Below are 25,983 nucleotides of genomic sequence, written 5' to 3' on the forward strand. Positions count from 1 at the left end.
TTGCTTTTCGACGGTCGAGCCGCCTTATTCGTTATCCACGCTGAGTCAGCGTGCAAGCTATAGCTTCCTTTGTACTATTGGGTCACCGTACAGGTGGCAGTTAGACAAGTGTCCCGGGTCGATAGAGCGCAGCTTGGTTGGCACCTTAGTACAAGCTTCATGTACACGGTCACATCGAGCTTGGAAACGACACCCTTCAGGAATCTCTAAGAGGTTCAGAGGGTTGCCCGGAATACCCGCTAGTTTTGTCTTTGGCCCTGTTAGTGGAGGGAAAGAACTACCCAGCCCTTTGGTGTAAGGGTGGTAAGGGTTTTCTAGAATATCTTGAGAGTTCGCGACCTCGATAAGTTCACCGGAGTACATGATGCCGATACGGTCAGAGAACTCGACCATCAATGACAAGTCATGGGTGATGAACAGAATTGAGAAACCAAACTCTTCTTTTAGTGCATAGATCTTTTGTAGGATTTCGCGTTGAACAACCACATCAAGCGCGGTCGTTGGCTCATCCATAATGATCAGCTTTGGATTCAATGCTAAAGCGATAGCAATAACTAAGCGTTGACGCATGCCGCCAGAGAATTGGTGAGGGTAGTCACTCAATCTGCTTGGGTGAATATCGACAATTTCAAGTAGACCTTCAGCACGTTGCTTAGCTTGTTCACGAGTCATGTTGGTGTGATGCATAATCACATCACAGAACTGCTCTTCCATTGGAAGTACAGGGTTGAGTGCGTTCATCGCACTCTGGAATACCATCGACATCTCGCTCCAGCGGAACGCTTGCATACGTTCGTCACTGTATTCAAGGATGTTCTCACCATTGAAGATGACTTCACCGCCACTGATGTAAGCGGGTGGCTTATGAAGACGCATGAGAGAGAAAGCAACGGTTGATTTACCACAGCCAGATTCACCAGCTAAGCCGAATACTTCACCCGGAGCGATGTCAAAACTTACGTTATTACACGCGCGAACATCGCCAGACTCTGTGATGTAATCCACGCATAAGTTACGGATTGAAATTAGTGGTTCAGACATGATTATTTATCTCCGCTCCAAAGTGCATTTTGTGGTGGTAGTTCTGGTTCACGTTCTTCTTTATCTTGAGCCGCTAGTTTTTTCCAACGCTTCATGCCTTTGTGAGAACGCAGTTGCGGGTTGGCAATTTCATCGACCGCGAAGTTAAGTAGAGCAAGGCCAGTTACAAGTAGTGTTAATGCGATACAAGGAGCCAACAGTTCCCACCAAGCGCCAATCAGCATTGATGAAGAGGTTTGAACGTTGTAAAGCATGATGCCCCAGCTGATTGTGTTCGGGTCACCAAGACCTAGGAACGAAATCGTAGCTTCCATCATGATTGCGTACATCACCGAACCGATGAAGCTCGCGCCAACGATAGAGATAAGGTTTGGAAGAATCTCTACGAAGATGATACGGAATGAAGATTCACCCAAAACTTCAGCGGCTTTTACAAACTCTTTTTCACGCAGTGCTAACGTTTGGGAACGAACAACACGCGCGCCCCAAGCCCAGGACATAAAGCCGATAACTAAGGTTATGGTGAGTGGCCCTGCCTCACCGATAAAGGCTGCAACTACGAACAGTAATGGGTATTGAGGAATAACCAGCATGATGTTCATTGCGGCTGTCAAAATGTCATCGACACGGCCGCCAAAGTAGCCCGCGGAAACACCGATAACCGTTGCGAGTAAACATACGGTAAGGCCCGCACCAAAACCTACAGCCAGAGATACACGTGCGCCGTATACCACTTGTGACCAAACGTCACGGCCCATACGAGTTGTCCCCAATACATGGTCTGCCTTCTTAGACATGATAAGTGTGCGACGGTCGTCTGCTAGGTTTTGAGCAACCCAGCCGTCAGGGTTCGTTTGTGCAGACTTAACGACGAAGCCAGGGTACTCGTGTGGGTTACCTGTACGCTTGTCTGGTACATGTTTGGTGATCAACGGAGCCGCAATAGCACCAAGAATAAAAATACTTAGGATGATGACACCGGTTAGGGCCATCGGATTGCGCCAAATGAGTTTTAGAATATCTTTCATGATTATTTACCACCCTTACGAAGACGAGGGTCAAGAACAACGTAAAGCATGTCTGCAACAAGGTTAAAGAACAGCATGAATAGCGTCATGATAAGCAGTTGGCCTTGCAATACTTGGTAGTCACGAGCGTTAATTGCGTTGAAAAGTACGCTACCAAGACCTGGGTAGTTAAAGATGATTTCGATAATTAACTGACCGCCGATTGCCATACCTAGAGACATCGAAAGTGCCGTCACACTTGGCAGCATCGCGTTACGAGCTGCGTAATTGAATACCACTCGGTTTTCGCTAAGGCCTTTGCCTTTCGCCATGGTGATGTAGTCTTCTGCGAGTAGGTTGATCATGTTGTTACGCATGTTTACTAGGAAGCCACCAATTTGAACAACCGAAGCACATACCAGAGGCAAGAAAGCGTGGTAAGCAACGTCTTTGATGAATGCCCAACTTGTCCAGTCAGGTATCGTACCAGCGGTATAGGCGTAGCCAGTTGGGAACCACTTCAAACCAATTGCGAAGGTAAATAGCGCAAGCATGGCAATAACAACTTGAGGAACGGCTTGTAGAATAAGCATCCCTGGAGTAACAAAGGCATCGTATTTACTGCCACGTTTCCACGCTGCAAAAATACCTAGGATTGAGCCAATCGAGAAAGAAAGAATAACGGCAGTGCCTGCTAAGAATAGCGACCAACCGAATGCGCCACCTAACAGTGTATTTACTGAAAGTGGGTAGAATTGAATTGATGTACCAAGCTCCCAGCTTAGAATGTTCTTCATGTATGCGCCGTATTGAACCAGTAAGCCGCCATCAACGAAGCCTAATAGTTCTTTCATTGCCGCAATACGCTCAGGAGTAACTTGAACAGAAGCGTTCGCAAACATCATGGTAACTGGGTCACCAGGCATTGCTCTTGGAATAATAAAGTTTAACGTCGCTGCAACTAATAGCGCGACAAAATAAAATGACAAACGTCTTAAAAAATAACCCATAACTCACACCTTACTCACCCAGATTGTTTCCCTGTTTCTGGATTCAGGTCGCTCCTAGCGAAATTTGGAACGAAAAATCCCCTGACGACTAGCGCCATACTTTCAATTGATAGTGTGGGGATTTTTATAAGCGGCGTAAGAAGTTACGCCGCAAAGATTGAACGATTACTTATTTAACTGGTTTTAGGTCCAGTACATGAAGTAGACGCTCTGGAATACCAGCCCAAATGTTTGGACGGCCTTTTGGATTTTCTTCGTTCCACCAACCAGTGAAGCGAGTCGTGTTGTATTGGTACATGTAAGCACCAGACATCACTGGGATTGTCACTTGGTCTGCAGCGATGATTTGCTGGATACCGTGTGCAATATCTAGCTGCTCGTTCTTGTCAGCTGTTTTGTAGAAGCTGTTTAGAAGTCCATCTAGCTTGTCGTTTTGGTAGAAGTGCATCGCGAAACGAGGCATACCATCACCAGATTGAAGTGATGAGTTGTAAGCACTGTTCCAGTACGTGTATGGATCCGCACCGTGGAAGTAGTTTGTGTATGCTACGTCGTATGTACCTTCAAGCATTGCCTGGTTGTAAACAGAGAAGTCAGGTGTACGAGCTTTCGCTTTAATACCGATTTCGTTTAGCTGTTCTACCGCTAGTTGAACTGTGTTGTTGAAGTCAGTCCAGCCGTTTGGCGATTGAATCATTAGTTCGAAAGACTTGCCTGATGGAGTGTCAACAAAACCATCTTTGTTTACATCTTTGAAGCCAGCGTCAGCAAGAAGCTTCTTCGCGCCTTCAGCGTTGTAAGTGTTGAAGCCCTTGTACTTGTCGTGAGTTTTTTCATCAGACCAAGCTTCAAATGCGTAGCCAAGACCCGATGCGAAATCGTTCACAGTACCGCCACCGTAGAATGCGATATCGATGATAGTTTGACGGTCAAGAGCCATAGAGAAAGCACGACGGAATTCAACGTTGCTCAATGCTTCATGCTTTGCAGCATCAGGGTGCTTGAAGTTAACGATGAATGCCTGTGTACCTGCTGGCGGGTACCAGTAGTGGTGTTTAGGGCTAGCTGCAGCGTATGTACGATCGATATCTGGAACGAAAGAAGACGTCCAGTCCATTTCACTGTTTACAACTTTACCTAGGAACTGGTCGTTGTTCGCAATTTGTGGAACTCGTAGACAGTCAACATCTAGGTTGTCTGCATCCCAGTAGTTCGGGTTAGCACATTGGATGTATAGCTGAGCTGTAAACGTATCGATTTCTGTAAATGGACCAGAACCTACTGGGTTCTCATTGGTAAACGTTGATGGATCTTTCACGTCTTTCCAAATGTGCTTAGGCACTACAGGTACTTTAGCAATCTCATAAGGTACGTTTGAGTTTGCTTCTGTTAGGCTGAACTTAACTTGGTAGTCGTTCAGTTTTTCTACAGAAGTTACCCAAGAGTTGATACCAGATTGGTCAAGCTCTGGCTTCTCTTTTACAAGGTTGAAAGAAAAAACAACATCATCAGCAGAGAAAGTTTCTCCGTCAGACCATTTAACACCCTTACGAATGTCGAAAACTACGCTCATCAGATCATCTGACATTGTGAAGTTTTCAGCTAGACGGAACACAGGAGTGTTACCGTGCATTTCGTTAAATACTACTAGCGGCTCATAAAGGAAGTCGGTTGTAGTATGTAGGTTGGTAGCACCAAGGTACGGGTTAAAGTTACGTACGAATGTAGTGTACTCTTTCGGGTGAATAGTCAACTCACTGCGTTCTGCAGCTGTTGCTACTGATGCAAAACCTGTTGTAGCAGTTGCAATAATTGCTGTTGCTATTGCTGTTTTTTTTATATTGGCAAGCATAGCTGTTCCTTACTATTTGCTTTCATTTCACTAATGGATTGAATGTTATCTGTCGCTAAATTGTTTAGTAGATACACACTCTAGTTAAAGGCCTACCTCTTCTTCATTGCTCCAGATTCATCGTTGATTCTGAGAAGTGGTAAGAGTGGCCTGTAGGCCTTTGGCAGGAGTAAGAAAACACCTTATCGATGAATTAATCAAACTCGTTTCCCGTCAAAAACGTTAAAAACAAGCAATCCCACGTCATTAACGTCAAAATGGGGTGCTTTGGTGGTTTTTTGTGCGCAATTGTTAAGGTGATGTGACTCGCATTTGGTTTTGCTGTATCGGCCGGGTGTAAGTGGTCACTAACTACCTGGGCTTTTTATTATAAAGCTTTAGGCTAGGGTTTTGTAATTGTAGATCTTGGTCACTTGCCGCTTTTACGTTAAATTTCCCTAGAAAATTAAATCTGCCGTTCTGTTGTGACTCGCTTCTCAAACTGCAACAAAGAGTAAGATAACGGTCAGATATGATTGAGAATAGAACGAAAAGTACTGACGGTTACGAGCACGCACCGTGCGTAATTGGCGTGAATTTCTCCTTGTTTAAAGACGTAAAAAAAGTGCGTTGCAAGCGTTGGGATTCTACTTTTTGTGATTGTTAGGCGTACAAAAAAGCCCACGCTAAGTGGGCTCCATTATTTACAGTATCGTGATCTTACTTCAGGGTTAGCTGGTCAGTAGTTTCTGTAGTTTATCCCTTAGCATCTCGATATGAGTTCTTTCTGGTGTTTGTTCTTTACAGTGCTCAAGTATGAATTCGATAGAGCTCAGTACCGTTCGCCAGCGAGGTGTTTTCGGTAGAGTTTCTACTCGTAGGTATTTGTCTAGCGTTCTAGTTTGTAGGGTACTGCGGTCTAAGTAGACTCGCCATAAGCCACTCTTTTCTGCGAAAGCAAACTTGGTCTCCCCAGTAACAGACTCCCAGTAGATAATGGCATTGGTCATGACATCGACTAGCACTTCACGCATCAGCTCTTGCTTGTTTTTACCCTCACCGGTTGCCTTATCAGCAAGGCGAGTAAATTCACCGCCAAGCTCTTTCAGTTGTTGAAGCTTATCTTTGTCACCTTCAAAGGCGTAGCTTGAAAGTGCCTCAACCGCTGTTTCAAGGTTATTGACTCGGTTTGAGTTAACGCCACCACCGACATTGAAGATATACATGGTGTCGAGCCCTGAGCCTTCAGGTAGCTTAAGGATGTCACTTGGAATGCGCTGACGTGTGTCGTCTATATAGATATCAATATCACCACAGTAGTGAGCTTGTTCCACCTTCAGGTATTTAGGCGCGATGATCTCGTCGGCCATTGAGCGCTTGAGTTGTTCTTGTCCACGTCTAAACAGCTTAGCAGCCGCTTCGTTGGCGAAGCGAATACGTTGGTCATCACGAATACAGATGATGGCCTCAGGGGCTGATTCTAGCTGTTCTAGCAAGCGCCCTTGAGTTTCTAGCAGGTTAGCTTCAACCATGGCCCTGTGTTTAAGCTCTAGTTGCAATTGATCATTCTCAAGACGCCTTTGCTCAGCTTTGCTTGCTGATAAGTGAGCCGTAATTCGCGCCGCCAGTTCTTGTTTGTTGAACGGTTTAGACAAGTAATCGTTGGCACCCGCTTCGAAACCGCGAACACGGTCTTCCGCTTGGTTGAGTGCCGTTAGCATGATGATTGGCAATTGTGCATGATCGTATTGCTTACGCAGTGCTTCACAAACCTGATAGCCGCTCATACCTGGCATCATGATGTCGAGCAGAAGTAACTCTGGTTTCTCTTTTTCAATCAGTTCAATGGTCTCAGGGCCGTCACAGGCGGTGCGAACTCGATAACCTTCTAGCTTCAAGAAGCTGTCTAATACGCGCAGGTTCACCGGCTCATCATCGGCGATAACCAATAACGGGCCATCTGGGTTTTCACTGATAGCGCTGTTTTCTTGCTGAGTGTTATCAATTAAATCCGGCGCTTGGAAGTGTGAGTAGCTCCCTGACTCACTGTAGCTATCCAGTTCTTCTTGGGTAGCTAAAGGTAATGTGAAGCTGAATGTAGTGCCAAGCATCGGCTGGCTACTTACATACAGCGAACCACCCATCAACTCGATTAACTGACGACTGATGGATAACCCAAGGCCGGCACCTTGGCGATAGTTACTTGCGTCTTGGCCAGCTTGAATCAATGGCTCAAAGATGTGTTCAAGATATTCAGCAGGTATACCTTGACCGGTATCAACAACTTGTACTCGAATGTTGTCGTCGATGACGCTTGCTGAGATAACAATCTTACCTTCTGATGTGTACTTGATAGCATTGCCAACCAAGTTATACATCACTTGCTCAAGTCGTTGAGGATCCGATGAAACGAGACCTAAATCGCTTGGCACTTGGTTAATGATGCGGATTGGCTTGTTACCTAACAGGTGATGAGATAACTCAAGTACTAAGCTGGTGGCTGCAGATAAATCAACAGCAGACTTCTTAATATCCAAGCTGCCATAGCGCATCTTGTGATAATCAAGCAGGTCATCAACCAGTGTAGCCAACCTCTGACCACTATTGATGATGATATCCAATTGGTACTTCTGGTTGGCTGGAATAGGGCCGTTAGCACCAGATATTAGCGCTTCAGCGATACCAACCATGCCATGCAATGGCGTTCTCAATTCATGTGAGGTGGTGGCTAAGAATTCATCTTTAAGTTTGTTCGCCAGTTGCAACTCTTCATTTTGCTTTTGAATGGTCTTAAGGTTGTCCTCAAGCTCACCGTTTTGGCTCTTGATGAGCTGCATTTTTTCACGGATCGATCGCTGCATTCTTTCGAAGCTAACCGCCAGTCGGCCTATTTCATCTTTGCGTTCGGTATTGATCATGGTTTCATCAAGATCACCAGCAGAGACTTTCTCGGCAGCCCACGTCAGTTTGAGGAGAGGGGAAGTGATGAAATTGGACAGATAATGCGATGCGACAAACACAAGAATGATCGCTGTGAGCATCACTATCACGAAGATCTTTTCTAACTGATGAATACGGGCAAACGCCTCTTTTTCTGGCAGCTCTACGACAAGAGCCCATGTTGCGTATTTCAGCTCAATTGGGGTATATGCTGCGATGATCGCTTGATCTTGAGTGTTGTTGAACGTACCTACGGCCGTTTCGCCAGCTAATGCTTTATCGACAACGTCTAAGCTTAAATTAATCGACTCTTGCGAATGGGCGAGGCTGCGTGGCAGGTGATCATCACCCACAAGCAGTGTTTGAATATTTGAACTCTTGTTGAGATCCGCAATCAGCTTAGTAATCCCATTGATTGGCAGCCTAAACATAGCGTAACTGTGTAGGTAGCCTTGTTGAACAATAGGCGCACCTAACCAAGCCGTCTGCTTACCGTTCTCATCTTTAAAGTCAGAAACGATAACCGGTGTATAGTCCTCGTTGGATTTACGTTTGTCTTTTACGTCTTTTGCTAAGCGTTGAAAGGTAACGCCTAGGTTTGAATCTTTGTACTTACCTGTTAGCAAGTTAGTGCCGTAATCATCACGCTTAAAGATTGAGTAAGCGACGTTACCGTTAATGTCGACTAATAGAATGTCATCAAAGTCTGAACGCTTAAGCAATTCTTGATATGAGTTATGGTAGCGCTTGTGAAGCAGTCGATAACGTTCGCTGCCAATAAAGCTACTAGATTCTGGAAGAATCGATGTCTTGATTTGATCGCCAGAGCCTTGAATGTAACGCTGCTGCGCATTACTGCGCGCTTCATCAATATCTAACCCTAAGCGTTGGAACGCATTAATTAAACCATAGAATCGCCCGCCACTGGCATTGGCAAGTTCTGAGCGAACAAAGCCCATGACTTGGGACTCTTGAGCTTGTAGGTAATCGACAATTTGCTGTTGCTTAGTATCACGGACCGAAACAAGGTGCGAAGTACTTTGTTCCTGAAGATCCTGACTGTGCGACTGGAGGAAAAATATCGCGATAAGTGTCACTGGGGTAATACTGAGGACAAGAAATGCCAGCATTAGGGTATTTTGAAGGCGCTTAAACTTCTGCTTACGATAGAATCTAAACATAAATTGGGTACTACTTTCCTTTGATGTACTGCTAAAAGGGCTGAAAACAAGTACAGAGAATAGAATTAACGGGTTCCAATTTAACGAAATTAACGAGTTTTTTTACTTTGACAAGTAAGTGGTATTTAAAGCGTGTGCAAAAGCTCATTTTTATAGAGTTTTGACAAAAATATGAACAGACAGCGCAGATAATGACCCTGCGCTGTGCTAGATAGGCTATTTGTTTGCGTGGTAGATCGCGAATTTAGTGGTCTTATTTAGAGTCGCGCATTTTCCAAACGCTTGTTCAATAATTGGAACGTATTTTAAGAAACTGTTCGCAACAATAATCATCTCGCCAGAACGCTTCAAATGCTTAGGAGCCTGAGCAAGTAAGGTCTCAGTTGCGCTGTAGCTTGTATCCAAACCAGAATGGAATGGTGGGTTACTGATGATGAATTGGTAGTCTTTTGATGTGTCGGAATAGACATCTGAGGCGAAGACATTTCCCGTTAAACCGTTCGCTTCTAACGTAGCTTGGCTTGATGCCACGGCAAATGCACTGATGTCGCACATTTCTAGCTCGATATCAGGGTGACGAGATGCCATTACCGCGCCTAATACACCTGCACCACAACCGAAATCCAGTACCTTACCTTTCAGCTTTGGTAGAGTATCAAGTAGCAGTTGGCTACCTACATCAAATTGGCCGTGACTAAACACACCTGGAAGGCTTTTTACAGTCAGTGACTGCTCATCAATGTTAACCGTATAGGTTTTAAACCAGTCTTGCAGATTGAAGGCTTGTGGTTGCTCGAAGCATTGACCCCAGTAGAAAGAGCAACGGCGCGCCGAATCGTATTTCACGACTTTACCGTAAGGAGCGAACATCTTCTCGATACTTTTAACACCAGAACGATTCTCGCCAACTACGACAATCTCGGTATCTTTACCTAGCTTGGCAAATAACATCGCCAACAGAAATTCCGCTTCTGCTTTAGCCTTTGGCCAGTACAGCATCACTAAGTCGGCTTTGGTTTCTTCGGTAAACTCCGCACCATAAAAACGTTGGATGGTGTTGCAGCCTTCTAATTGACGGTAGTAGCTGTAATTAGAGGTAAACACGGTGACTGATTCACAATGTTTCGCTAATTCAACAGGGAATAAGTCTTCTGCCTCACCTGCAACTAAAACATGTTTGCCTTCAAAGTAGGCGAGTTGACGTTGAGCAATCTGGCTTGGGGCAATATAAGCTGACATAGGACACTCTATTGAATCGTTAGCAAAAAATGAGGGCGGATTTTCGCATAATCCGCCCAAAGCTTGAAGTGTTTAATACTCGTTCGGCAACCAAGTTGTCGAACAGTTGATTAACTCTTGTCTTGCTGGTTTAAAAAGTCTTTAAACTCTTCATCGTAGATGTTGAATAGGACAATGGTAATCGCAAAGATTAGCGGGCCGTAGATAAGACCAATTAAGCCGAACAGTTGAATACCACCTAACAGTGAGAAGAAGATCATCAGGGTATTCATGCCTGCACTGCCTTGCATCAGCAGCGGACGAAGCAGGTTATCAATAGAACCAACAATCGCTACACAGTAAACCGTTAGGAAAATCGCCCATGTGGTATCACCAGTTAGGAACAAGTAAGTTGCTGCTGGGATCCAGATTAATGCGGTACCCACAACTGGGATGAAAGAGGCAAAGCCCATCATGGTGCCCCAGAATAGGCCTGGGAAACCGGCAATCCACATACCTAACCCGCCCGCAAAACCTTGCGCTATTGCGGTTAAGAATGAACCCATTACAGCTGATTTCGATACTTGCTCAATCTCGGTTAGCAATTTGTCTTCTTGGCTACGAGATAAAGGCAAAATATGACGAACAACGCTGATGATTTTGTCGTGATCTCTTAATAAGAAGAACAGAACAAACAGCATCAAGAAGAAATCCATCAAGAAATTGGTCGCATCACCAAGGATTTTTGCACTGATACCAACCAGTTTTGAGCCAAAGCTGGTCGCAAATTCACCGACTTTCTGTGCGATGGCTTGAGGCTCAATGTTGTCGAAAGGCAAGTAGTTATTCACAAATGACAGCGCTTTGACCACTAATGGGTGTGCAAATAAAGTCTGAATACCGCCGTGGGTCACCCATTGGTAGGTGTTCTGAGAGAACAGAGAACCTTGCTGAACAATTGCTGCGAATACTGCCAATAAAGGGATAACAATAATGAAAGTCAGAATCACACAAGACAACAGAGAGACGATGTTTTCTTTATTCGGGAGCTTTTTTTCAAGCCACTCATGGATTGGGAACATCAATAGTGAAATGATAAAGGCCATCACGATTGAGTTGACGTACGGCTCTATAAGCAAGTAACAAGCATAAGCCGCCGCAAGTAGGGCAATGATGATCACCCAGTGGCTGGTATTGATTTTGAGTTTTTCTGACACGTTAATGGTCTCTATATTTGCGTTCTGAGTTTATAATGGCTGCAAAACAGAGAGTTAGCAATGAGGAGTTTTGATAATGGGATGCTGTAATAAAGATAAGAAATGCCAAGATGAAGAACAGCAAACAAAAAAAGAGATCCCTTGGTTCAGAATGTTCCTTGGTACCTTGATGTTGTTGGTTTTTCTTTTCTGGGAACGTTAGGCGTTTTCAGTTCAGTTTTAGCCTTAATCGAAGGGTAAGTAAGCTGTTATATTTGTGGTTAGCGAGCGTGATGTATTAAAAAGGGCTGCATCTAATGCAGCCCTAAATTCAATCGGTTAGCGACTTATAAAGTGCTTTCGACTATTTGCTTTCAGCAGCAATGATCGCAAGAGAGCGATCAGCAGCTTCTAGTGTTGCATCCAGTTCTTTTGAACCATGAGCAAGAGAAGTAAAGCTTGCTTCGAATGCCGACGGTGCAAGGTAAACACCGTGATCTAACATTAGATGGAAGAAGCGCTTGAAGCGTTCGACATCACACTTAGTTACATCTTCGTAGCAGGTTACTGTTTCTTGATCTGTGAAGAAGAAACCAAACATACCGCCAACTTGGTGGACTAGCATTGGAATGCCGTGCTTGTCTGCAAGTTGCTTGAAGCCATTAGCTAGTTGCTTAGTTTTTGATGCTAGACGCTTTTCGTTGCCTTCTTCTCTTAGAAGGTTCAAACACGCGTAGCCAGCTGCCATAGCTACAGGGTTACCTGAAAGCGTACCCGCTTGGTAAACAGGGCCCGTTGGCGCGATGTACTGCATCACATCTTTACGACCGCCGAAAGCACCCACAGGCATTCCGCCGCCAATCACTTTACCAAGACACGTTAGGTCTGGCTTGATGTTGTAGTAAGCCTGAGCACAACCTTCAGCAACGCGGAAACCTGTCATTACTTCATCAAAGATTAGCAACGCACCTTCTTGGTCACAGATTTCACGTAGACCTTCGTGGAAGCCTTCTACTGGGGGGATGCAGTTCATGTTACCCGCTACAGGCTCAACGATGATACAAGCGATCTCGCCTTTGTTTGCTGCGAAGATTTCACGTACTGAATCTAGATTGTTGAAGGTTGCTGTTAGCGTTAGTTTCGCAAAATCAGCAGGTACACCAGGAGAGCTTGGTTGACCTAAAGTCAGTGCGCCAGAACCTGCTTTTACCAGTAGGCTGTCTGCGTGACCGTGGTAACAGCCTTCAAACTTAAGAATTTTGTCACGACCAGTAAAGCCACGAGCAAGACGAATCGCACTCATTGTTGCTTCTGTACCTGAGCTCACCATACGCAGCTGTTCCATTGATGGAACCATCTCAGAGACAAGTTCAGCCATTTTGATTTCAGTTTCGGTTGGAGCACCGAAGCTAAGGCCGCGTTGCGCTGCATCAATGACAGCTTCACGGATAACTGCGTGGTTGTGACCAAGGATCATTGGGCCCCAAGAGCCAACGTAATCGATATATGCTTTCCCATCAGCATCAAAAAGAAGTGGGCCGTCAGCTCTATCAACGAAGATTGGAGAACCACCTACACCGTTAAAAGCGCGCACTGGAGAGTTAACGCCACCTGGAATAGTTTGCTGTGCCTTTTGATACAGTTCTGCTGATTTGGTCATTGATATATCCTCTTTTGACTGTAGGACCAATTGGCACGCATTGTACCTATCCAGAATCCAACTAGGAATGCTTTCGCCGATATAATCCCCCGAATCTGGTTGTTTTGTGTGGTTACACGTTTTAATTGTCAGATATAGGCGAGTTTACGGCAGTAAAAGGAACGATCCTGTGGTGAATACTTGAACGTTTCAGTCAGGTATTAGATAATCACCAGAATATAAGAAAATACTCAACAACTATGGTCTCGAATTAGATTTGTATCATGTTGTTTTTGACACAGGTAAGAGAGGTTGTCGTGAGCGAAGTAAATATCCCATTGTCTTTTTCTGATGCAGCAGCTACACGCGTACAAACGCTAATTGCTGAAGAAGAAAACCCAGAACTAAAACTGCGTGTATACATTACAGGTGGCGGTTGTAGTGGTTTCCAATACGGCTTCACATTTGATGAAAAAGTAAATGATGGCGACACTACTATTGTAAACAGCGGTGTTACGCTGGTTGTTGACCCAATGAGCCTACAGTACTTAATGGGTGGCATGGTTGATTACACTGAAGGCCTAGAAGGCGCACGCTTCTTTGTGAACAACCCGAACGCGACAACAACATGTGGTTGTGGTGCATCATTTAGCGTCTAACGTGAACTGAAAGGTAGCTTGAACTGAGAGCTACATTAGAAATATTTTAAACGCTGAGCTCATGCTCGGCGTTTTTTTTTAAGAAATACATCATATAAAACAGACAGTAATTCGACCTGTTCTAGCCATACATATCAATAGGTATTTAGGTTGGGAATGTGTAATCTTTATTTCATCCATCTGACTTATAGTAAACGCCATATTTTTTAAACTGTCGATAGAGTCCAACTTCGTTGGGTGTGGGTCTGTTAAGGTTACCGCTGTGCATCAGGATGTTGCATATGACAGTGTTAAGCTAATTAGCGCGCCTTAATAACATCGGACAAAAGGATTTGTTATGCCCACTCTATTTTCTAACTCACCACTTTTTCAGAAATTGAAGCAGCCGTGGCTGGTTTCTCTGACTCTAGTCGTGTTGTTGTCGATCTGGCTTGGTTTAGGCGTAGGGCAAGCGGAAGAGTCACCTGAAAAAAAAGCGACAGAAATTCCGTTGGCTAAGGTTTCCTTTCAAACATTTACTTCATCACCGACCTTTAAAACGATTGATCTTTATGGTCGAACGGCGCCTGATAGGCATGCTCGTTTGGGGGCAGAAGTGGCGGGCAAGGTTGTTAGATTGAACGTTGTGAAGGGCGATGCGGTTAAATTTGGACAAGCCATTGCCCAGATAGATAAAGGTGATTTAGAGATTCAATTAGAGCGAGCTTCGGCTTTATATCGCTTGAAGCAGAAAGAATTCAAAGCGGCGCAATCTTTGAAGAAAAGAGGGCTGCAAGGCGAGATAGCTTATACCACCGCTGAGGCTTCATTAACGGAAGCAAAGGCCATGAAGCGCAATGCGGAATTGGCTTTAAAGAATACTGTGATTACTTCGCCTTTTTCGGGTGTGGTTCAAGATTTGATGGTGGAGCTCGGTGATTTCGTTGGTGTTGGCGATCCGGTCGCGGGCGTGATTGACCTCGATCCTTTGGTTATTGAGGCCGATGTCAGTGAGCGTCATATCCAGTATTTGCTAGTCAATCAATCTGCTTTGGTTCGCTTGTTAGGGCGAGAAGAAGCGGAAGGCCGCTTACGCTATGTTTCTCGTATCTCTTCTGCTGCTACCAATACCTTCCCAATAGAGATTGAAATCGATAACTCCGATGGCCTGTTACCTGCCGGTGTCAGTGCCGAAGTAACCCTCAATCTAGAAACGAGAGACGCTATCAAAGTGACACCAGCCATGTTGGCACTAGATGAGGCTGGTAACCTTGGGGTCAAAACTTTGGTTTTAGTCGATGACTCACCAACCGTGAAATTTGTAGGCATTCAGCTAATAAAGGCAGAGCAAGATGGAGTTTGGCTCACAGGACTTGGACAACGCGTCGATATCATCACAGTAGGCCAAGGGTTTGTTCGTGATGGTGATTCGGTGATTGCTGTTGAGCAAGGCGCTGAACTCTCTAATGTAATTGCTGAGTAGGAGATAGCCGATGTATTCAATTATTGATGCAGCCTTGTCTCGTGCTCGAACAATGCTCTCCCTTTTAGCGTTAATCCTTGTAGCCGGTGTCGTCACCTATATCACGATACCTAAGGAATCGAGCCCAGACATTACCATCCCAATTATCTATGTTTCGGTCGGGCACCAAGGGATCTCGCCAACGGATGCAGAACGTTTATTGGTTCGACCTATTGAGCAAGAGCTTAGGTCAATCGAAGGCGTAAAAGAGATGACAGCAACCGCAGCAGAAGGGCACGCCTCTGTGGTGTTAGAGTTTAATGTTGGCGTCGATCTTACTAAAGCGATGGCTGATGTTCGTGACGCTGTTGATCTGGCTAAGCCCAAATTGCCAGAAGATAGCGATGAGCCGACTGTAAATGAAGTTACCCTCGCTTCTGAGCAGCCTGTGTTGTCAGTGGTTCTGTTTGGTACCGTGCCCGAGCGCACCATAGTACAAATCGCTCGAGAGCTCGGAGATAAACTCGAAAGCTATCGTCAGATCCTTGAAGTCGACATTGCAGGCGATCGCGATGACATCGTGGAAATCATCGTTGATCCATTATTGATGGAGAGTTACAGCCTAGATCAAGCGGACATCTATAATCTGATTGCTTTGAATAACCGAGTGGTGGCGGCAGGCTTTGTTGATACCGGCTACGGGCGTTTTTCTGTCAAAGTCCCTTCTGTGTTTAACTCCTTAAAAGACGTACTTGAGTTGCCAATCAAAGTGGATGGTAAACAGGTAGTAACCTTTGGCGATGTGGCTACGGTTCGCCGAGCGTTTCGAGATCCTGAAAGCTTTGCCCGTTTAGATGGCAAATCCGCGGTTGTCTTGGATATCAAGAAACGTGCGGGTGAAAACATCATTGAAACCGTCGAGCTAGTCAAAGCGGTAATGGCTGGTGCTCAGCAGCAAGCTGAATGGCCAAATAACCTATTGGTCAAATACACTTGGGATGAATCTAAAGATGTGAAGATCATGCTCAACGATCTTCAAAACAATATATTATCCGCCATCATTCTGGTAGTGATCGTGATCATCGCCATTCTTGGTGTTCGAACCGCGCTATTGGTTGGAATTTCAATTCCTGGATCGTTCCTCACGGGGTTGTTGGTGTTGTCTGTGTTTGGTCTAACCGTCAACATCGTGGTGCTGTTCTCGTTGATCATGGCGGTTGGTATGTTGGTCGATGGCGCAATTGTGGTGACCGAGTTTGCCGACAGGCGAATGCAAGAAGGTGAAGGGCGTAAAGCCGCTTACCGAGATGCGGCGAAACGGATGGCGTGGCCAATAACGGCATCAACGGCTACAACCTTGGCTGCATTTGCTCCATTGCTGTTTTGGCCGGATGTAACGGGCGAATTCATGAAGTTCTTGCCATTAACGTTGATTGCAACCTTAACCGCTTCATTGATTATGGCGTTGTTGTTTGTGCCTGTACTCGGTGGTTTGATTGGTAAACCTCAATATGTATCGCCCAAAAGCCAATCGCGAATGGTGGCGCTGCATAATGGTGATTTTTCACAAGCGACAGGCTTAACCAAAGCGTACTACCACACGTTGTCGATTGCGATTAAGCATCCCTTTAAGATTCTTTTCAGTGCGATATTACTTGCGGTTACGGTGGGTTTTACTTATTCCAAAGCGGGTCTAGGTGCAGAGTTCTTCCCAGAAGTTGATCCGCCATTCTTTAACGTCAAAGTTCGCTCTCATGGTGATCTGTCTATCCAAGAGAAAGATGTCATCATGCGTGATATTGAGTTGATGATGCTTAATCATGATGAGTTCGATACCGTTTACACTCGAACGGGCGGTGACGATCAGATTGGTTTGATCTCGATTACCCCAGTTGATTGGCAATACCGTCGCAGTGTTAAGGCGATCATTGAAGAATTAAAGGTGCACACCGATCAATACGCAGGGGTCGAGATTGAATATAAGTTTCCAGATGCAGGGCCTCCGGTTGAGAATGACTTAGTGATTGAGCTGTCGGCCAAAACTCCTGAGCAGCTGAATCAGGCTGCAAAAATTGTAAGGAACTGGGCGGATGGCAATCAGGCGCTGACCAATATAAGTGATACCGCGAGTAAAGATGGCATCGATTGGAAAGTGGATATTCGCCGAGATGATGCTGCGCGTTTTTCGGCTGATGCGACCTTGGTGGGTAATACGGTTCAATTCGTCACTAACGGGCTAAAGATTGGCGATTACCTCCCAGATGATTCTTCAGAAGAGGTCGATATCTTGGTGCGCTATCCAAGCGATAAAAGAGATATTGGGCGCTTTGACCAACTAAGAGTTAAAACACCAGCAGGCTTGGTGCCGATCACTAACTTTGCTCAGATAGTGCCAGACCATAAGCAGGACACGATAAAGCGTCTTGATGGTAAGCGTGTCGTGAACATCATGGCGGATATGGAAGAGGGTTATAACCTTGCACTCGAACTGCCAAAGATTGAGCAAGCGTTAAGTGAGTTAGGTTTACCAAGTAGTGTCGAGTTTCGTATCCGTGGTCAAAATGAAGAACAAGAAAACTCGTCAGCCTTCTTACAAAGTGCTTTCTTAGTTGCATTGGCAGTGATGGCTTTGATTTTGATTACTCAGTTCAATAGTTTCTATCAAGCGTTTTTGATTCTTAGTGCGGTGTTGTTTTCGACCGTTGGTGTATTTGTTGGTTTGCTAATCTTCCAGCGCCCGTTTGGCATCGTGATGTCTGGTATTGGGGTGATTGCACTGGCAGGAATAGTGGTGAATAACAACATCGTGCTGATCGATACCTATAACCAGCTAATCAAAAGAGGCTTGGATAAGCGAGATGCGATTCTAAGAACCGGTGTTCAACGTTTAAGACCAGTAATGCTGACTACGGTTACCACCATTTTAGGCTTGATGCCGATGGTGTTAGAAATGAACATCGATTTGATTAATCAAAAGATAGAATTCGGCGCGCCGAGCACTCAATGGTGGTCTCAACTCGCGACGGCAATTGCGGGAGGTTTGGCCTTTGCAACGGTACTAACCTTGGTCCTGACACCTTGTCTGTTGATGTTAGGGCGAGATAAGAAGCCTGATATGATCCAAAGCAACGACGATGAACGATAAATACTAGTTCGACGGAAATGAAAAGAGCGCCTTGGTGGGCGCTCTTTTCGTTGGTTTAGATGGCTATTAATCTAATTAGTCGCTAGTCACCTAATTAGTTGCTAGTAACTGGCCGTATCGCTCTAGGTTACTCAATCGAATTTCTGAGTTCGCAATAAATGTTGCTTTTGCTTTACCTGTTAACGACTTAGATTGCGGTAATTTCACGGTACGCGCATTTTTATGTACGCCATTAACCAAGAATTCATAATGTAAGTGCGGGCCAGTCACACGGCCTGTACCGCCCAAAGTACCAATGGTTTGGCCTTGTTTTACGCGCTGACCTGTTTTCACCATACGTCGCTTCATGTGCAGGTACTTGGTGATGTAGGTGTTGCTGTGGCGGATAAACACGTAGTTACCATTAAATTGGTTGTAACCAGACTTCTGAACAATACCGTCACCGGCTGCCCAGATAGGCGTGCCAACAGGAGCTGCGTAGTCAGTACCGCGGTGAGCTCGAACCTTACCGGTTACTGGGTGTCTCCTGGTAGGATTAAAGTTCGATGTTACGCGACGAAAATCAATTGGTGAGCGCAAGAACGCTTTCTTCATTGCTCGACCATTTTCATCGAAGTAGTTGCCGCTCTTATCATCCAATACCGCGGTAAATGAATCGCCTTGGTTTTTGAATACAGCTGCCATGATCTTACCGCGACCAACCACCTCACCTTCAACCACTTTCTCTTGGTATAAGATTTTGAAGCTGTCGTTCTTACGAATATCCAATGCAAAGTCGATATCCCAGCCAAAGATGCCCGCCAGTTCCATGATTTGGTTGGCGGTTAAACCTGCGCTAACGCCTGCATTCCAGAAGTTAGAGGTAATGTTGGCTTCAGCGTAATTGTATTGGTAGGCAACTTCTTTCTTGTCGATGCTAGAGGTAAACGAATCGCCAGACTTAGTGATCTTGAAGCTTTCAAACGCACTAAGTTGTCTTTTTAACTGAATAAGGTCGTTGTTTTCGTCAAAACCGAATTGCAATACATCGCCAGGTCTTAGGTTAGACAGCTGCTTCTTAATATCGTTATTGGTATTGAGTAGCGTGATCAGCAAGCGGTATGAGAGACCAATGCGTTCAAATAAAACAGAGGTGCTTTCGCCAGAACGAACAGTGTATTTCTCCCAATTGAGCACAGCCGTCGGCGGCGCGTCACTTGAGCTAACAAGTGCGGATGCATTGATAGTTAGTGGGTAATGTTTCCCCACCACTAAAGCGCCCGTATCGTCACGTAAACTGCTGACATCGGGGAGTAAGAAAATCGCGACGAAAATTACGGCACTAAAAAATGCGATAAAAGCCCGGTGCAAAATAGGAAGGCGTGCAAAAATAGACAACATGTTCCGGTTCGTTCTGTAAATATTATGAAAATCGACGACGGAATAGTGTAACTGGTTTCAAAATACATCGCTATTCAAGTAAGATGTCTAATTATTATATTTTTGCCAAATCTGTGGGAGTGAACAAGAATGGCGAGTATTGAAGCTGCACTAGCCGAGATCAAACGTGGCGTAGAAGAACTGATTCCAGAAGACGAACTGATTGCTAAATTAAAAGAAGGTCGTCCTTTACGCATTAAGCTGGGTGCCGATCCAACTGCTCCAGATATCCACCTAGGCCATACGGTTATCTTTAACAAGCTTCGTGCTTTCCAAGAGCTTGGTCATGAAGTGACATTCCTTATTGGTGATTTCACTGCAATGGTTGGTGATCCATCAGGTAAGAACTCAACGCGTCCACCGCTAAGCCGTGAAGACGTATTGAAGAATGCTGAAACTTACAAAGAGCAAGTATTCAAGATTCTAGATCCTGCGAAAACGCAAATTCGTTTCAACTCTGAGTGGTTATCTGAGCTTGGCGCTGAAGGCATGATTCGTCTTGCTTCTAACCAAACTGTTGCTCGTATGCTTGAGCGTGATGACTTTAAAAAGCGTTACGCTGGTGGTCAACCGATCGCAATCCACGAATTCATGTACCCACTTCTGCAAGGTCACGACTCTGTTGCACTAGAGAGTGATGTTGAGCTTGGTGGTACTGACCAGAAGTTTAACCTTCTAATGGGTCGTGAACTGCAAAAAGCAGCAGGTCAAAAACCACAAGCGGTACTGATGATGCCATTACTTGTTGGTCTAGACGGCGTTAAGAAGATGTCTAAGTCTGCGCACAACTACATCGGTATTAGCGAAGCACCAAGCGAGATGTTTGGTAAGATCATGTCTATCTCTGACGATCTAATGTGGAGCTACTACGAGCTACTGTCTTTCCGTCCACTTGAAGAAGTTGCGGAACTGAAAGCGGGCGTTGAGGCGGGCAAAAACCCTCGTGACGTTAAAGTACTTCTAGCGAAAGAGATCATTGCGCGTTTCCACAGTGAAGCAGATGCTGAAGCCGCTGAGCAAGAGTTCGTTAACCGCTTTGCTAAGAACCAAGTTCCTGATGAAATGCCTGAATTTGAATTCGAAGCTGGTCTGCCAATTGCGAACGTTCTGAAAGAAGCAGGTCTTGTAAACTCTACTTCTGATGCGATGCGTATGATCAAGCAAGGTGCTGCTAAGCTTGAAGGCGAGAAGGTTGAAGACAGCAAATTCGTACCTGAAGTAGGTACTGCAGTTTACCAAGTAGGTAAGCGTAAGTTTGCTCGTATTACTATCAAGTAATATTGAATCTCAATGATTTAACGAAAAGGCATCTACGGATGCCTTTTTTATTGCCCCTAATTATTGACAGGAATTTGACGAAGTTTTTGAACGGCTATTGCTACACTATGCGCGCTGTCATATTGACAGTAATTCTGGAGATTTTTATGAACAATACCGACCATCCTCCTAGTTTGAATGGAGAAGAATAACCCGTCTCGGTATTGATCTATTGTCCTGCCGTTCGGGTAGGGTATCTTTGTTTTTCCCCCTCATTCTTTTCCACACACTAGATTCTAACAAGTAGACACACCAGTAGCTTTCAGCTCTTGGTGCGCATAAATCTATAAATCTATAAATCTATAAATCTATAAACTTATGCTATTTGTTTTGATGGTCGTTACCTTTGCCAATCGGGAGATTCGCCATGACGGTAATGAACAACACTTTTTTATCTATCGAAGCTTTGTACACAGAGCAAGACATCCAAGCTGTATCGAATGCCTTTCAACAGTATGGGCGTGAGCAACAAATTAACCTTTTAAACCGAATGCCACTTGAAGATGCGGTGTTAGTACTTGGGCAATGCTCTCTCAGTATTATTCAGACTTTACTTAGTGAGCTAGAAGAGCAGGGCTTTGAGAAGCGCTCTCGACATCTAGCTCACCAACTAGGGCTGATCTACTCAGAGGTTGAGCCTCAACAAGGTTACCTTTCAACTGGAGTGCTTAGCCACGTTAGGCAACGTATCGGTTGGATTATTGCCTTAGCGCTGTTGGGGATTGTCTCTGGGCTTATCATTGCTCAGTATGAAGACATTCTTAGTCAGCTAGTACTTCTGGCGATCTATATGCCGGTGATCGCTGCTGCGGGTGGCAATACAGGAACACAAGCTGCGACTTTGGTCATTCGGGCCTTAGCCACAGGCGAGTTGAAGAAGCGCCAATGGGCGAACGTTTTATGGAAAGAACTTAGAGTTGCCATCTGCTTGGCGCTTGCGATTGCCTTGGTGATGATAGGCCGCATCTTACTGTTCAGTGACAACCAATCAACGGGGGGTTACGACATTAATATGATTGCTTACGCGATTGCTGTCGCTCTGTTTATTCAAGTGACAATATCAACCGTGCTTGGCGCTGGATTGCCGATTGTTGCTCGGTTATTCAAGTTAGATCCTGCGGTGCTGGTGAGCCCTGTCTTGGCTTCAGTAGTCGATATTTCGGGGATGTGGATTTACTTCACGGTAGTGAATTCATTCTTGGGCATTGCTTAACGCCCTTAAATAAATATTCTGGAAAAAAAAACACTTTCGAAGAAAAATATCTTAGAAAGAAAAATGGCGCTGAAGATCATACGATCTTCAGCGCGATTTTTTATTGTTTAATTAACAGCACTTTACAAGTAAGCCGCTATTGAGATTGACTCTGTATTTGACTGAACTCGACCACATCTTTGTAGAAAGCTCGTTCAAACTGGGTGATTGGTGCTTCTACAGGTTTTTCTGAATCTTGCTCTTCCGGGAAGTAATCTCGGACAAACTGTACAAACAGAGAGTTTGGATTGCCCGCTTTGTCTAAACCAAAACCTGCCATGTTGTAGCTACCGTACAAAGACCCACTTTTCGCAATAATATTACCTTGGATTGGTGCCTTTCTCATGCTTTGACGGTATTTAAGCGTCCCATCAGTGCCCGAAGTTGGCATTGCCCCAACTAGGTTGAGCTGTTGATCGTTTTCCCAGATATAACGAAGCACTTGAGCCATGGTCTGTGACCTCATTCGATTATTCCTGGATAACCCTGAGCCATCGACGAGCTGTGCTTTGCTTAGGTCAATGTTGGCCTTGGTCAGTAATATCTGTTTTATCGCCTCGGTGCCATTATTGAAGCTGCCCGGTTGGACATAAAACGTTGCACCCAGTGTTTTGGTTAGGTTGTCTGCTATTAGATTGTCTGATTTCTTCAGCATGGTATCGAGCAGTTCGGGAAGCTTTTCAGAATGATGGCTTGCGACTAACGTGGTTTTGTTTGCTTTTGTTTTTTTACCAATAATCACATCGCCTTTAACTTGGATTTTCAGCTCTTCAAGAAGCGATGTCACGACTTGATAGGTATAAAGCTCGGGGTTTTGAATCGCAAACTTGAGTGGTAGTGGCTTCTTACGCTCTACTAAGCAACCAGAGAGCTTGTAAGCGTTGTCTGGAGTGGTAATGAGCTCTAAGTCGCATTGTGTCGCCTTCTGCCCTGATCGAGTTACGGTGGCTGCGGTGGTTGTCACGTCTATCGGATAGTGAGCGGGAATATAGACACGAGTGCTGCCGTTATCTTTTGTATAAATAGAGGCTTGTGCGCAGTTGCTGTCTAAGGTCATCGCACTCGAAGGCGCGCTGTAACAAACCCCTAGAATGTCCCAAGGCCAACCCACCGCTCGCTGATAGCCCGTAAAAGTCGAGTTATCTAGGTATAAGTTGCCCTTGATGGTTCTGGATTGAGATTTTGCGTATTGAGCCAAAAGGCTTTTAAGCTGTTCTCGTTGTAGGGTCGGGTCGCCACTAAATGAAATGATTGAGTCATTCCCAGAACGGGCAATGCTGGTCGTGTAGTGAAAGTCATCCCCTAACTCCAACTTAGCCGCTAAAGCTGTCACCAGCTTTAAAGTACTGGCGGGCGGGTAGAAGCCATCACTGTTGGAATTCATTTTGTTTGAATCGCCTCTCAGGGATTCCAAAATTACACTTGTGCTACTGCCATCAGGCAATTTATCTAGAGGGGGGTAAGCGAAAGCGTTAACTGAGAAAGCGCTAATGGAAAAACTACATACAAGTAGTGTGGATAGAAGGCGCATAGAAGATTTCTTGGATGGCTGATGTTTTCAGTATACAGATATAAAAAACGCCCGCTAGATAGCGGGCGTTTTGATTCTCAATTAACTAATTAATCAATTAGATAATCAGAATTAGAAGTCGTAACGCATACCTAGAGCAACTTCGTCTTCAGCGCCTTTCTTACCAACAGTGCTTGTACCTAGAGTATCATTAGCATCAAGTAGGTTGAAGTTGTATGAAACGTAGCCACGGAAGTTAGGTTTGAAGTAGTAAGTAGCGTCAATTGCGATGTTGTCTGCAGATGTGTCGCTACCTGTCTCAGCGTTGTTGTATGTTGTAGATAATACAGTCTGACCAAGAGTATAAGCTGCTGCTAGCTCGTAACCAGTGTAGTCTTGAACACCTGTGAACTTGCTACCAATGCTCGAAGCGTTTGAAGAGTTGTACTGGCGGTCAAAATCTTTTTCACCGTCAGTGAATACACCAGCGAAGTATAGGTCACCCATAGTGTAAGAACCAGAAAGCATGTATTCATTGTTCTTATCTTGATCTGCGTAACCAGCACCTACTTTTGCGCCAGTATCGCCAATAGCGTAGATACCAGAAAGAGAGTAGCCGTCTTGACCGTTATCTGTGTAACCAGAACCATTTAGAGTTGAGTCTTCGCGATCTGCGAAACGGTAGCTAGCTTTAAGGTTGAGGTCTTGGAATTGACCTTTGTAAGAAATCATGTTGTCTGAACGATCAGCTACTGCTAGTTTGTCTGCAGCAGAATTACCGTGGTAAGCCATGATATCTGTGAAGTCAGTGATTACGCCTAAAGCACCTTCGTTTTTACCGTAAGTTACTTCACCGAATGTACCACCTAGACCGGCGTACGTGTAACGGTTTGTGATGTCACCGTCGTTGTTATCAGTAGAGCCGCCGTCTTCAGCAGTTGTGAATTCGCCTTCGTAAAAACCAACACCGTATAGGCCGTCTTGGATTTCTACTTTACCTAGGAAGTTAAGACGGATGCGTGTTTTATCTTCAGCTTTACCATCTTTCATAGATAGACGAGCTTCAGCTCGGCCGCCCATTTCAACAGAGTTACCGTCTTGGTTGTATAGTTCTGCCGCGTTAGCGCCAGTAGCAAGAGCTGCAGCAGATACAGCAAGCGCGATCATAGTCTTGTTCATGTTATTAATTCCTAATTACTGTCCATAAAGGTATTTATTAAGGATTTGAATCCTTTTTGTGTATTGCTCGTATTAATCAAGCTTCATAATCATGCTTAGAACAAAAGCGTGAAACTTGCCAGAGCAATTCATGAGGTACTTTTTACCCCTAAAGTTCCATAGTCAGTTAGTAAAATGATATCAATAAAAATTATGAACACTGTTTTATTATATTTGCTATTGTTTAACTTGTTGTTTTTACTTATTTTTTATAAAAGTGTGATCTGTGTTTATTTGGTTTGTTTTTGTTTTTTTTAGGTATTTGATCGCTGACTTATTGATGGGTGGGTTACTATTCATTTTTGTGATGTCTGTAATTTAGACTTAGATAAAGCTTTTATAACGCAAAGTGGAATAAAGGTGATTTAGCCATCAAGTTTGTTTACACTAAGCCAAATCGTTTTGTTTCTATCACCCAATAACTATGTTGGGTGGATTTATGTTGGCCAAAGAAAGCTTTGGCATAGAGGTAAAAAATGGAAAAGGTTCCAATGACAGTACGTGGCGCTCAGAAGCTACGTGACGAATTAGATCGCCTACTTAAGCTACGCCCTATTATTTCAGCAGCTATTGGTGAAGCACGTGAACTCGGTGACTTGAAAGAGAACGCTGAATATCACGCCGCTCGTGAAGAGCAGGGTATCTGTGAAGCTCAAATTCGAGATATCGAATACAAGCTATCGCTAGCTCAGATCATCGACGTAACTCAAATGGATAACACAGGCAAGGTTATCTTTGGTACTACGGTTACTTTGATTGACGTAGATACTGATGAAGAGTTCCGTTACCAAATCGTTTCTGAAGATGAAGCTGAAATCAAAACTGGCCGCATTTCGGTGAAATCACCGATCGCTCGTGGCCTTATTGGTAAGATGGAAGGTGACGAGGTTATAATCTCTACACCTGGCGGCGATAAAGATTTCGAAATCGACAAAGTAGAATACATCTAATTGAATTTA

General features: G+C 44.6%; 18 protein-coding genes. 7 read left to right on the plus strand and 11 right to left on the minus strand.

Features of this window, described 5'->3' with window-relative positions:
• Positions 1-57: 57 nt before the first annotated feature.
• The 7 genes from L3V36_RS09730 to L3V36_RS09760 all read right to left on the minus strand — a co-directional run bounded on the left by L3V36_RS09730 (position 58) and on the right by L3V36_RS09760 (position 11,445).
• Positions 58-1,041, minus strand: a complete 984-nt coding sequence (locus tag L3V36_RS09730) for an ABC transporter ATP-binding protein (protein WP_004734530.1) — start codon at positions 1,039-1,041, stop codon at positions 58-60.
• A 2-nt stretch (positions 1,042-1,043) separates the two neighbouring features.
• Positions 1,044-2,069 carry an ABC transporter permease gene (locus L3V36_RS09735; RefSeq protein ID WP_004734531.1) on the minus strand — a complete coding sequence of 342 codons (1,026 nt, stop codon included), beginning with the start codon at positions 2,067-2,069 and terminating at the stop codon, positions 1,044-1,046.
• 2 nt (positions 2,070-2,071) lie between these two features.
• Positions 2,072-3,058: an ABC transporter permease gene (locus L3V36_RS09740; protein WP_004734532.1), complete on the minus strand. Its 987-nt coding sequence runs from the start codon at positions 3,056-3,058 to the stop codon at positions 2,072-2,074.
• Positions 3,059-3,227: 169 nt separating this feature from the next.
• Positions 3,228-4,910, minus strand: coding sequence for an ABC transporter substrate-binding protein (locus L3V36_RS09745; protein WP_004734533.1), 1,683 nt, complete (start codon positions 4,908-4,910; stop codon positions 3,228-3,230).
• A gap of 710 nt (positions 4,911-5,620) precedes the next feature.
• On the minus strand, positions 5,621-9,010 hold the full coding sequence (locus tag L3V36_RS09750) for a response regulator (RefSeq protein WP_004734534.1): 3,390 nt from the start codon (positions 9,008-9,010) through the stop codon (positions 5,621-5,623).
• A 216-nt stretch (positions 9,011-9,226) separates the two neighbouring features.
• Positions 9,227-10,249: a 16S rRNA (guanine(1207)-N(2))-methyltransferase RsmC gene (rsmC, locus tag L3V36_RS09755; RefSeq protein ID WP_017088379.1), complete on the minus strand. Its 1,023-nt coding sequence runs from the start codon at positions 10,247-10,249 to the stop codon at positions 9,227-9,229.
• Positions 10,250-10,359: 110 nt separating this feature from the next.
• Positions 10,360-11,445 (minus strand): AI-2E family transporter, encoded by a 1,086-nt coding sequence (locus L3V36_RS09760; RefSeq protein ID WP_004734536.1) that lies wholly within the window; start codon positions 11,443-11,445, stop codon positions 10,360-10,362.
• A gap of 76 nt (positions 11,446-11,521) precedes the next feature.
• Here L3V36_RS09760 and L3V36_RS23870 point away from each other — a divergent pair, with 76 nt between their 5' ends.
• Complete coding sequence (locus tag L3V36_RS23870; RefSeq protein WP_004734537.1) at positions 11,522-11,647, plus strand: hypothetical protein; 126 nt, start codon at positions 11,522-11,524, stop codon at positions 11,645-11,647.
• A gap of 141 nt (positions 11,648-11,788) precedes the next feature.
• Here the strand turns inward: L3V36_RS23870 and hemL are convergent, their stop codons facing one another.
• Complete coding sequence (hemL, locus tag L3V36_RS09765) at positions 11,789-13,084, minus strand: glutamate-1-semialdehyde 2,1-aminomutase (protein WP_017084255.1); 1,296 nt, start codon at positions 13,082-13,084, stop codon at positions 11,789-11,791.
• Positions 13,085-13,380: 296 nt separating this feature from the next.
• Here hemL and erpA point away from each other — a divergent pair, with 296 nt between their 5' ends.
• From erpA to L3V36_RS09780, 3 genes are all read left to right on the plus strand, one after another.
• A complete protein-coding gene (gene erpA / locus L3V36_RS09770; protein WP_004734539.1) occupies positions 13,381-13,722 on the plus strand; it encodes an iron-sulfur cluster insertion protein ErpA in 342 nt (113 codons plus the stop codon).
• A gap of 337 nt (positions 13,723-14,059) precedes the next feature.
• The gene (locus L3V36_RS09775; RefSeq protein ID WP_102448397.1) at positions 14,060-15,184 is read left to right on the plus strand and encodes an efflux RND transporter periplasmic adaptor subunit; all 1,125 of its coding nucleotides are present in this window, start codon (positions 14,060-14,062) and stop codon (positions 15,182-15,184) included.
• 10 nt (positions 15,185-15,194) lie between these two features.
• Positions 15,195-18,308 (plus strand): efflux RND transporter permease subunit, encoded by a 3,114-nt coding sequence (locus tag L3V36_RS09780; RefSeq protein WP_102448398.1) that lies wholly within the window; start codon positions 15,195-15,197, stop codon positions 18,306-18,308.
• Between the two features lie 90 nt (positions 18,309-18,398).
• Here L3V36_RS09780 and L3V36_RS09785 read toward each other — a convergent pair whose 3' ends face one another.
• On the minus strand, positions 18,399-19,688 hold the full coding sequence (locus L3V36_RS09785) for a peptidoglycan DD-metalloendopeptidase family protein (protein ID WP_017084252.1): 1,290 nt from the start codon (positions 19,686-19,688) through the stop codon (positions 18,399-18,401).
• Positions 19,689-19,817: 129 nt separating this feature from the next.
• On the opposite strand from L3V36_RS09785, the gene tyrS reads away from it, so the two are divergent.
• A complete protein-coding gene (gene tyrS, locus L3V36_RS09790) occupies positions 19,818-21,005 on the plus strand; it encodes a tyrosine--tRNA ligase (protein ID WP_102448399.1) in 1,188 nt (395 codons plus the stop codon).
• A gap of 406 nt (positions 21,006-21,411) precedes the next feature.
• Entirely contained in the window at positions 21,412-22,257 is an 846-nt protein-coding gene (locus L3V36_RS09795) for a magnesium transporter (protein WP_029222732.1), read from the plus strand.
• Positions 22,258-22,393: 136 nt separating this feature from the next.
• On the opposite strand, the gene dacB is transcribed toward L3V36_RS09795, so the two are convergent.
• Together dacB and L3V36_RS09805 are read right to left on the minus strand one after the other, a co-directional pair.
• The gene (gene dacB / locus L3V36_RS09800) at positions 22,394-23,827 is read right to left on the minus strand and encodes a serine-type D-Ala-D-Ala carboxypeptidase (RefSeq protein WP_102448401.1); all 1,434 of its coding nucleotides are present in this window, start codon (positions 23,825-23,827) and stop codon (positions 22,394-22,396) included.
• Positions 23,828-23,938: 111 nt separating this feature from the next.
• Complete coding sequence (locus L3V36_RS09805; protein WP_017087428.1) at positions 23,939-24,985, minus strand: porin; 1,047 nt, start codon at positions 24,983-24,985, stop codon at positions 23,939-23,941.
• Between the two features lie 515 nt (positions 24,986-25,500).
• Between L3V36_RS09805 and greA the strand changes: the two genes are divergently transcribed.
• Positions 25,501-25,974, plus strand: coding sequence for a transcription elongation factor GreA (greA, locus tag L3V36_RS09810; RefSeq protein WP_017079993.1), 474 nt, complete (start codon positions 25,501-25,503; stop codon positions 25,972-25,974).
• Positions 25,975-25,983 lie beyond the last annotated feature (9 nt).

It is taken from the genome of Vibrio sp. G-C-1 (assembly GCF_021728015.1).
GTDB lineage: Bacteria > Pseudomonadota > Gammaproteobacteria > Enterobacterales > Vibrionaceae > Vibrio > Vibrio splendidus.

Bases quoted from the DNA above. Each gene is read 5' to 3' on its own strand.
- L3V36_RS09750 (WP_004734534.1), bottom strand. From the start codon at position 9,010: ATGTTTAGATTCTATCGTAAGCAGAAGTTTAAGCGCCTTCAAAATACC.
- L3V36_RS09735 (WP_004734531.1), bottom strand. From the start codon at position 2,069: ATGAAAGATATTCTAAAACTCATTTGGCGCAATCCGATGGCCCTAACC.
- L3V36_RS09740 (WP_004734532.1), bottom strand. From the start codon at position 3,058: ATGGGTTATTTTTTAAGACGTTTGTCATTTTATTTTGTCGCGCTATTA.
- L3V36_RS09805 (WP_017087428.1), bottom strand. From the start codon at position 24,985: ATGAACAAGACTATGATCGCGCTTGCTGTATCTGCTGCAGCTCTTGCT.
- rsmC (WP_017088379.1), bottom strand. From the start codon at position 10,249: ATGTCAGCTTATATTGCCCCAAGCCAGATTGCTCAACGTCAACTCGCC.
- L3V36_RS09785 (WP_017084252.1), bottom strand. From the start codon at position 19,688: ATGTTGTCTATTTTTGCACGCCTTCCTATTTTGCACCGGGCTTTTATC.
- L3V36_RS09730 (WP_004734530.1), bottom strand. From the start codon at position 1,041: ATGTCTGAACCACTAATTTCAATCCGTAACTTATGCGTGGATTACATC.
- L3V36_RS23870 (WP_004734537.1), top strand. From the start codon at position 11,522: ATGGGATGCTGTAATAAAGATAAGAAATGCCAAGATGAAGAACAGCAA.
- dacB (WP_102448401.1), bottom strand. From the start codon at position 23,827: ATGCGCCTTCTATCCACACTACTTGTATGTAGTTTTTCCATTAGCGCT.
- L3V36_RS09745 (WP_004734533.1), bottom strand. From the start codon at position 4,910: ATGCTTGCCAATATAAAAAAAACAGCAATAGCAACAGCAATTATTGCA.
- L3V36_RS09775 (WP_102448397.1), top strand. From the start codon at position 14,060: ATGCCCACTCTATTTTCTAACTCACCACTTTTTCAGAAATTGAAGCAG.
- tyrS (WP_102448399.1), top strand. From the start codon at position 19,818: ATGGCGAGTATTGAAGCTGCACTAGCCGAGATCAAACGTGGCGTAGAA.
- greA (WP_017079993.1), top strand. From the start codon at position 25,501: ATGGAAAAGGTTCCAATGACAGTACGTGGCGCTCAGAAGCTACGTGAC.
- L3V36_RS09795 (WP_029222732.1), top strand. From the start codon at position 21,412: ATGACGGTAATGAACAACACTTTTTTATCTATCGAAGCTTTGTACACA.
- hemL (WP_017084255.1), bottom strand. From the start codon at position 13,084: ATGACCAAATCAGCAGAACTGTATCAAAAGGCACAGCAAACTATTCCA.
- L3V36_RS09780 (WP_102448398.1), top strand. From the start codon at position 15,195: ATGTATTCAATTATTGATGCAGCCTTGTCTCGTGCTCGAACAATGCTC.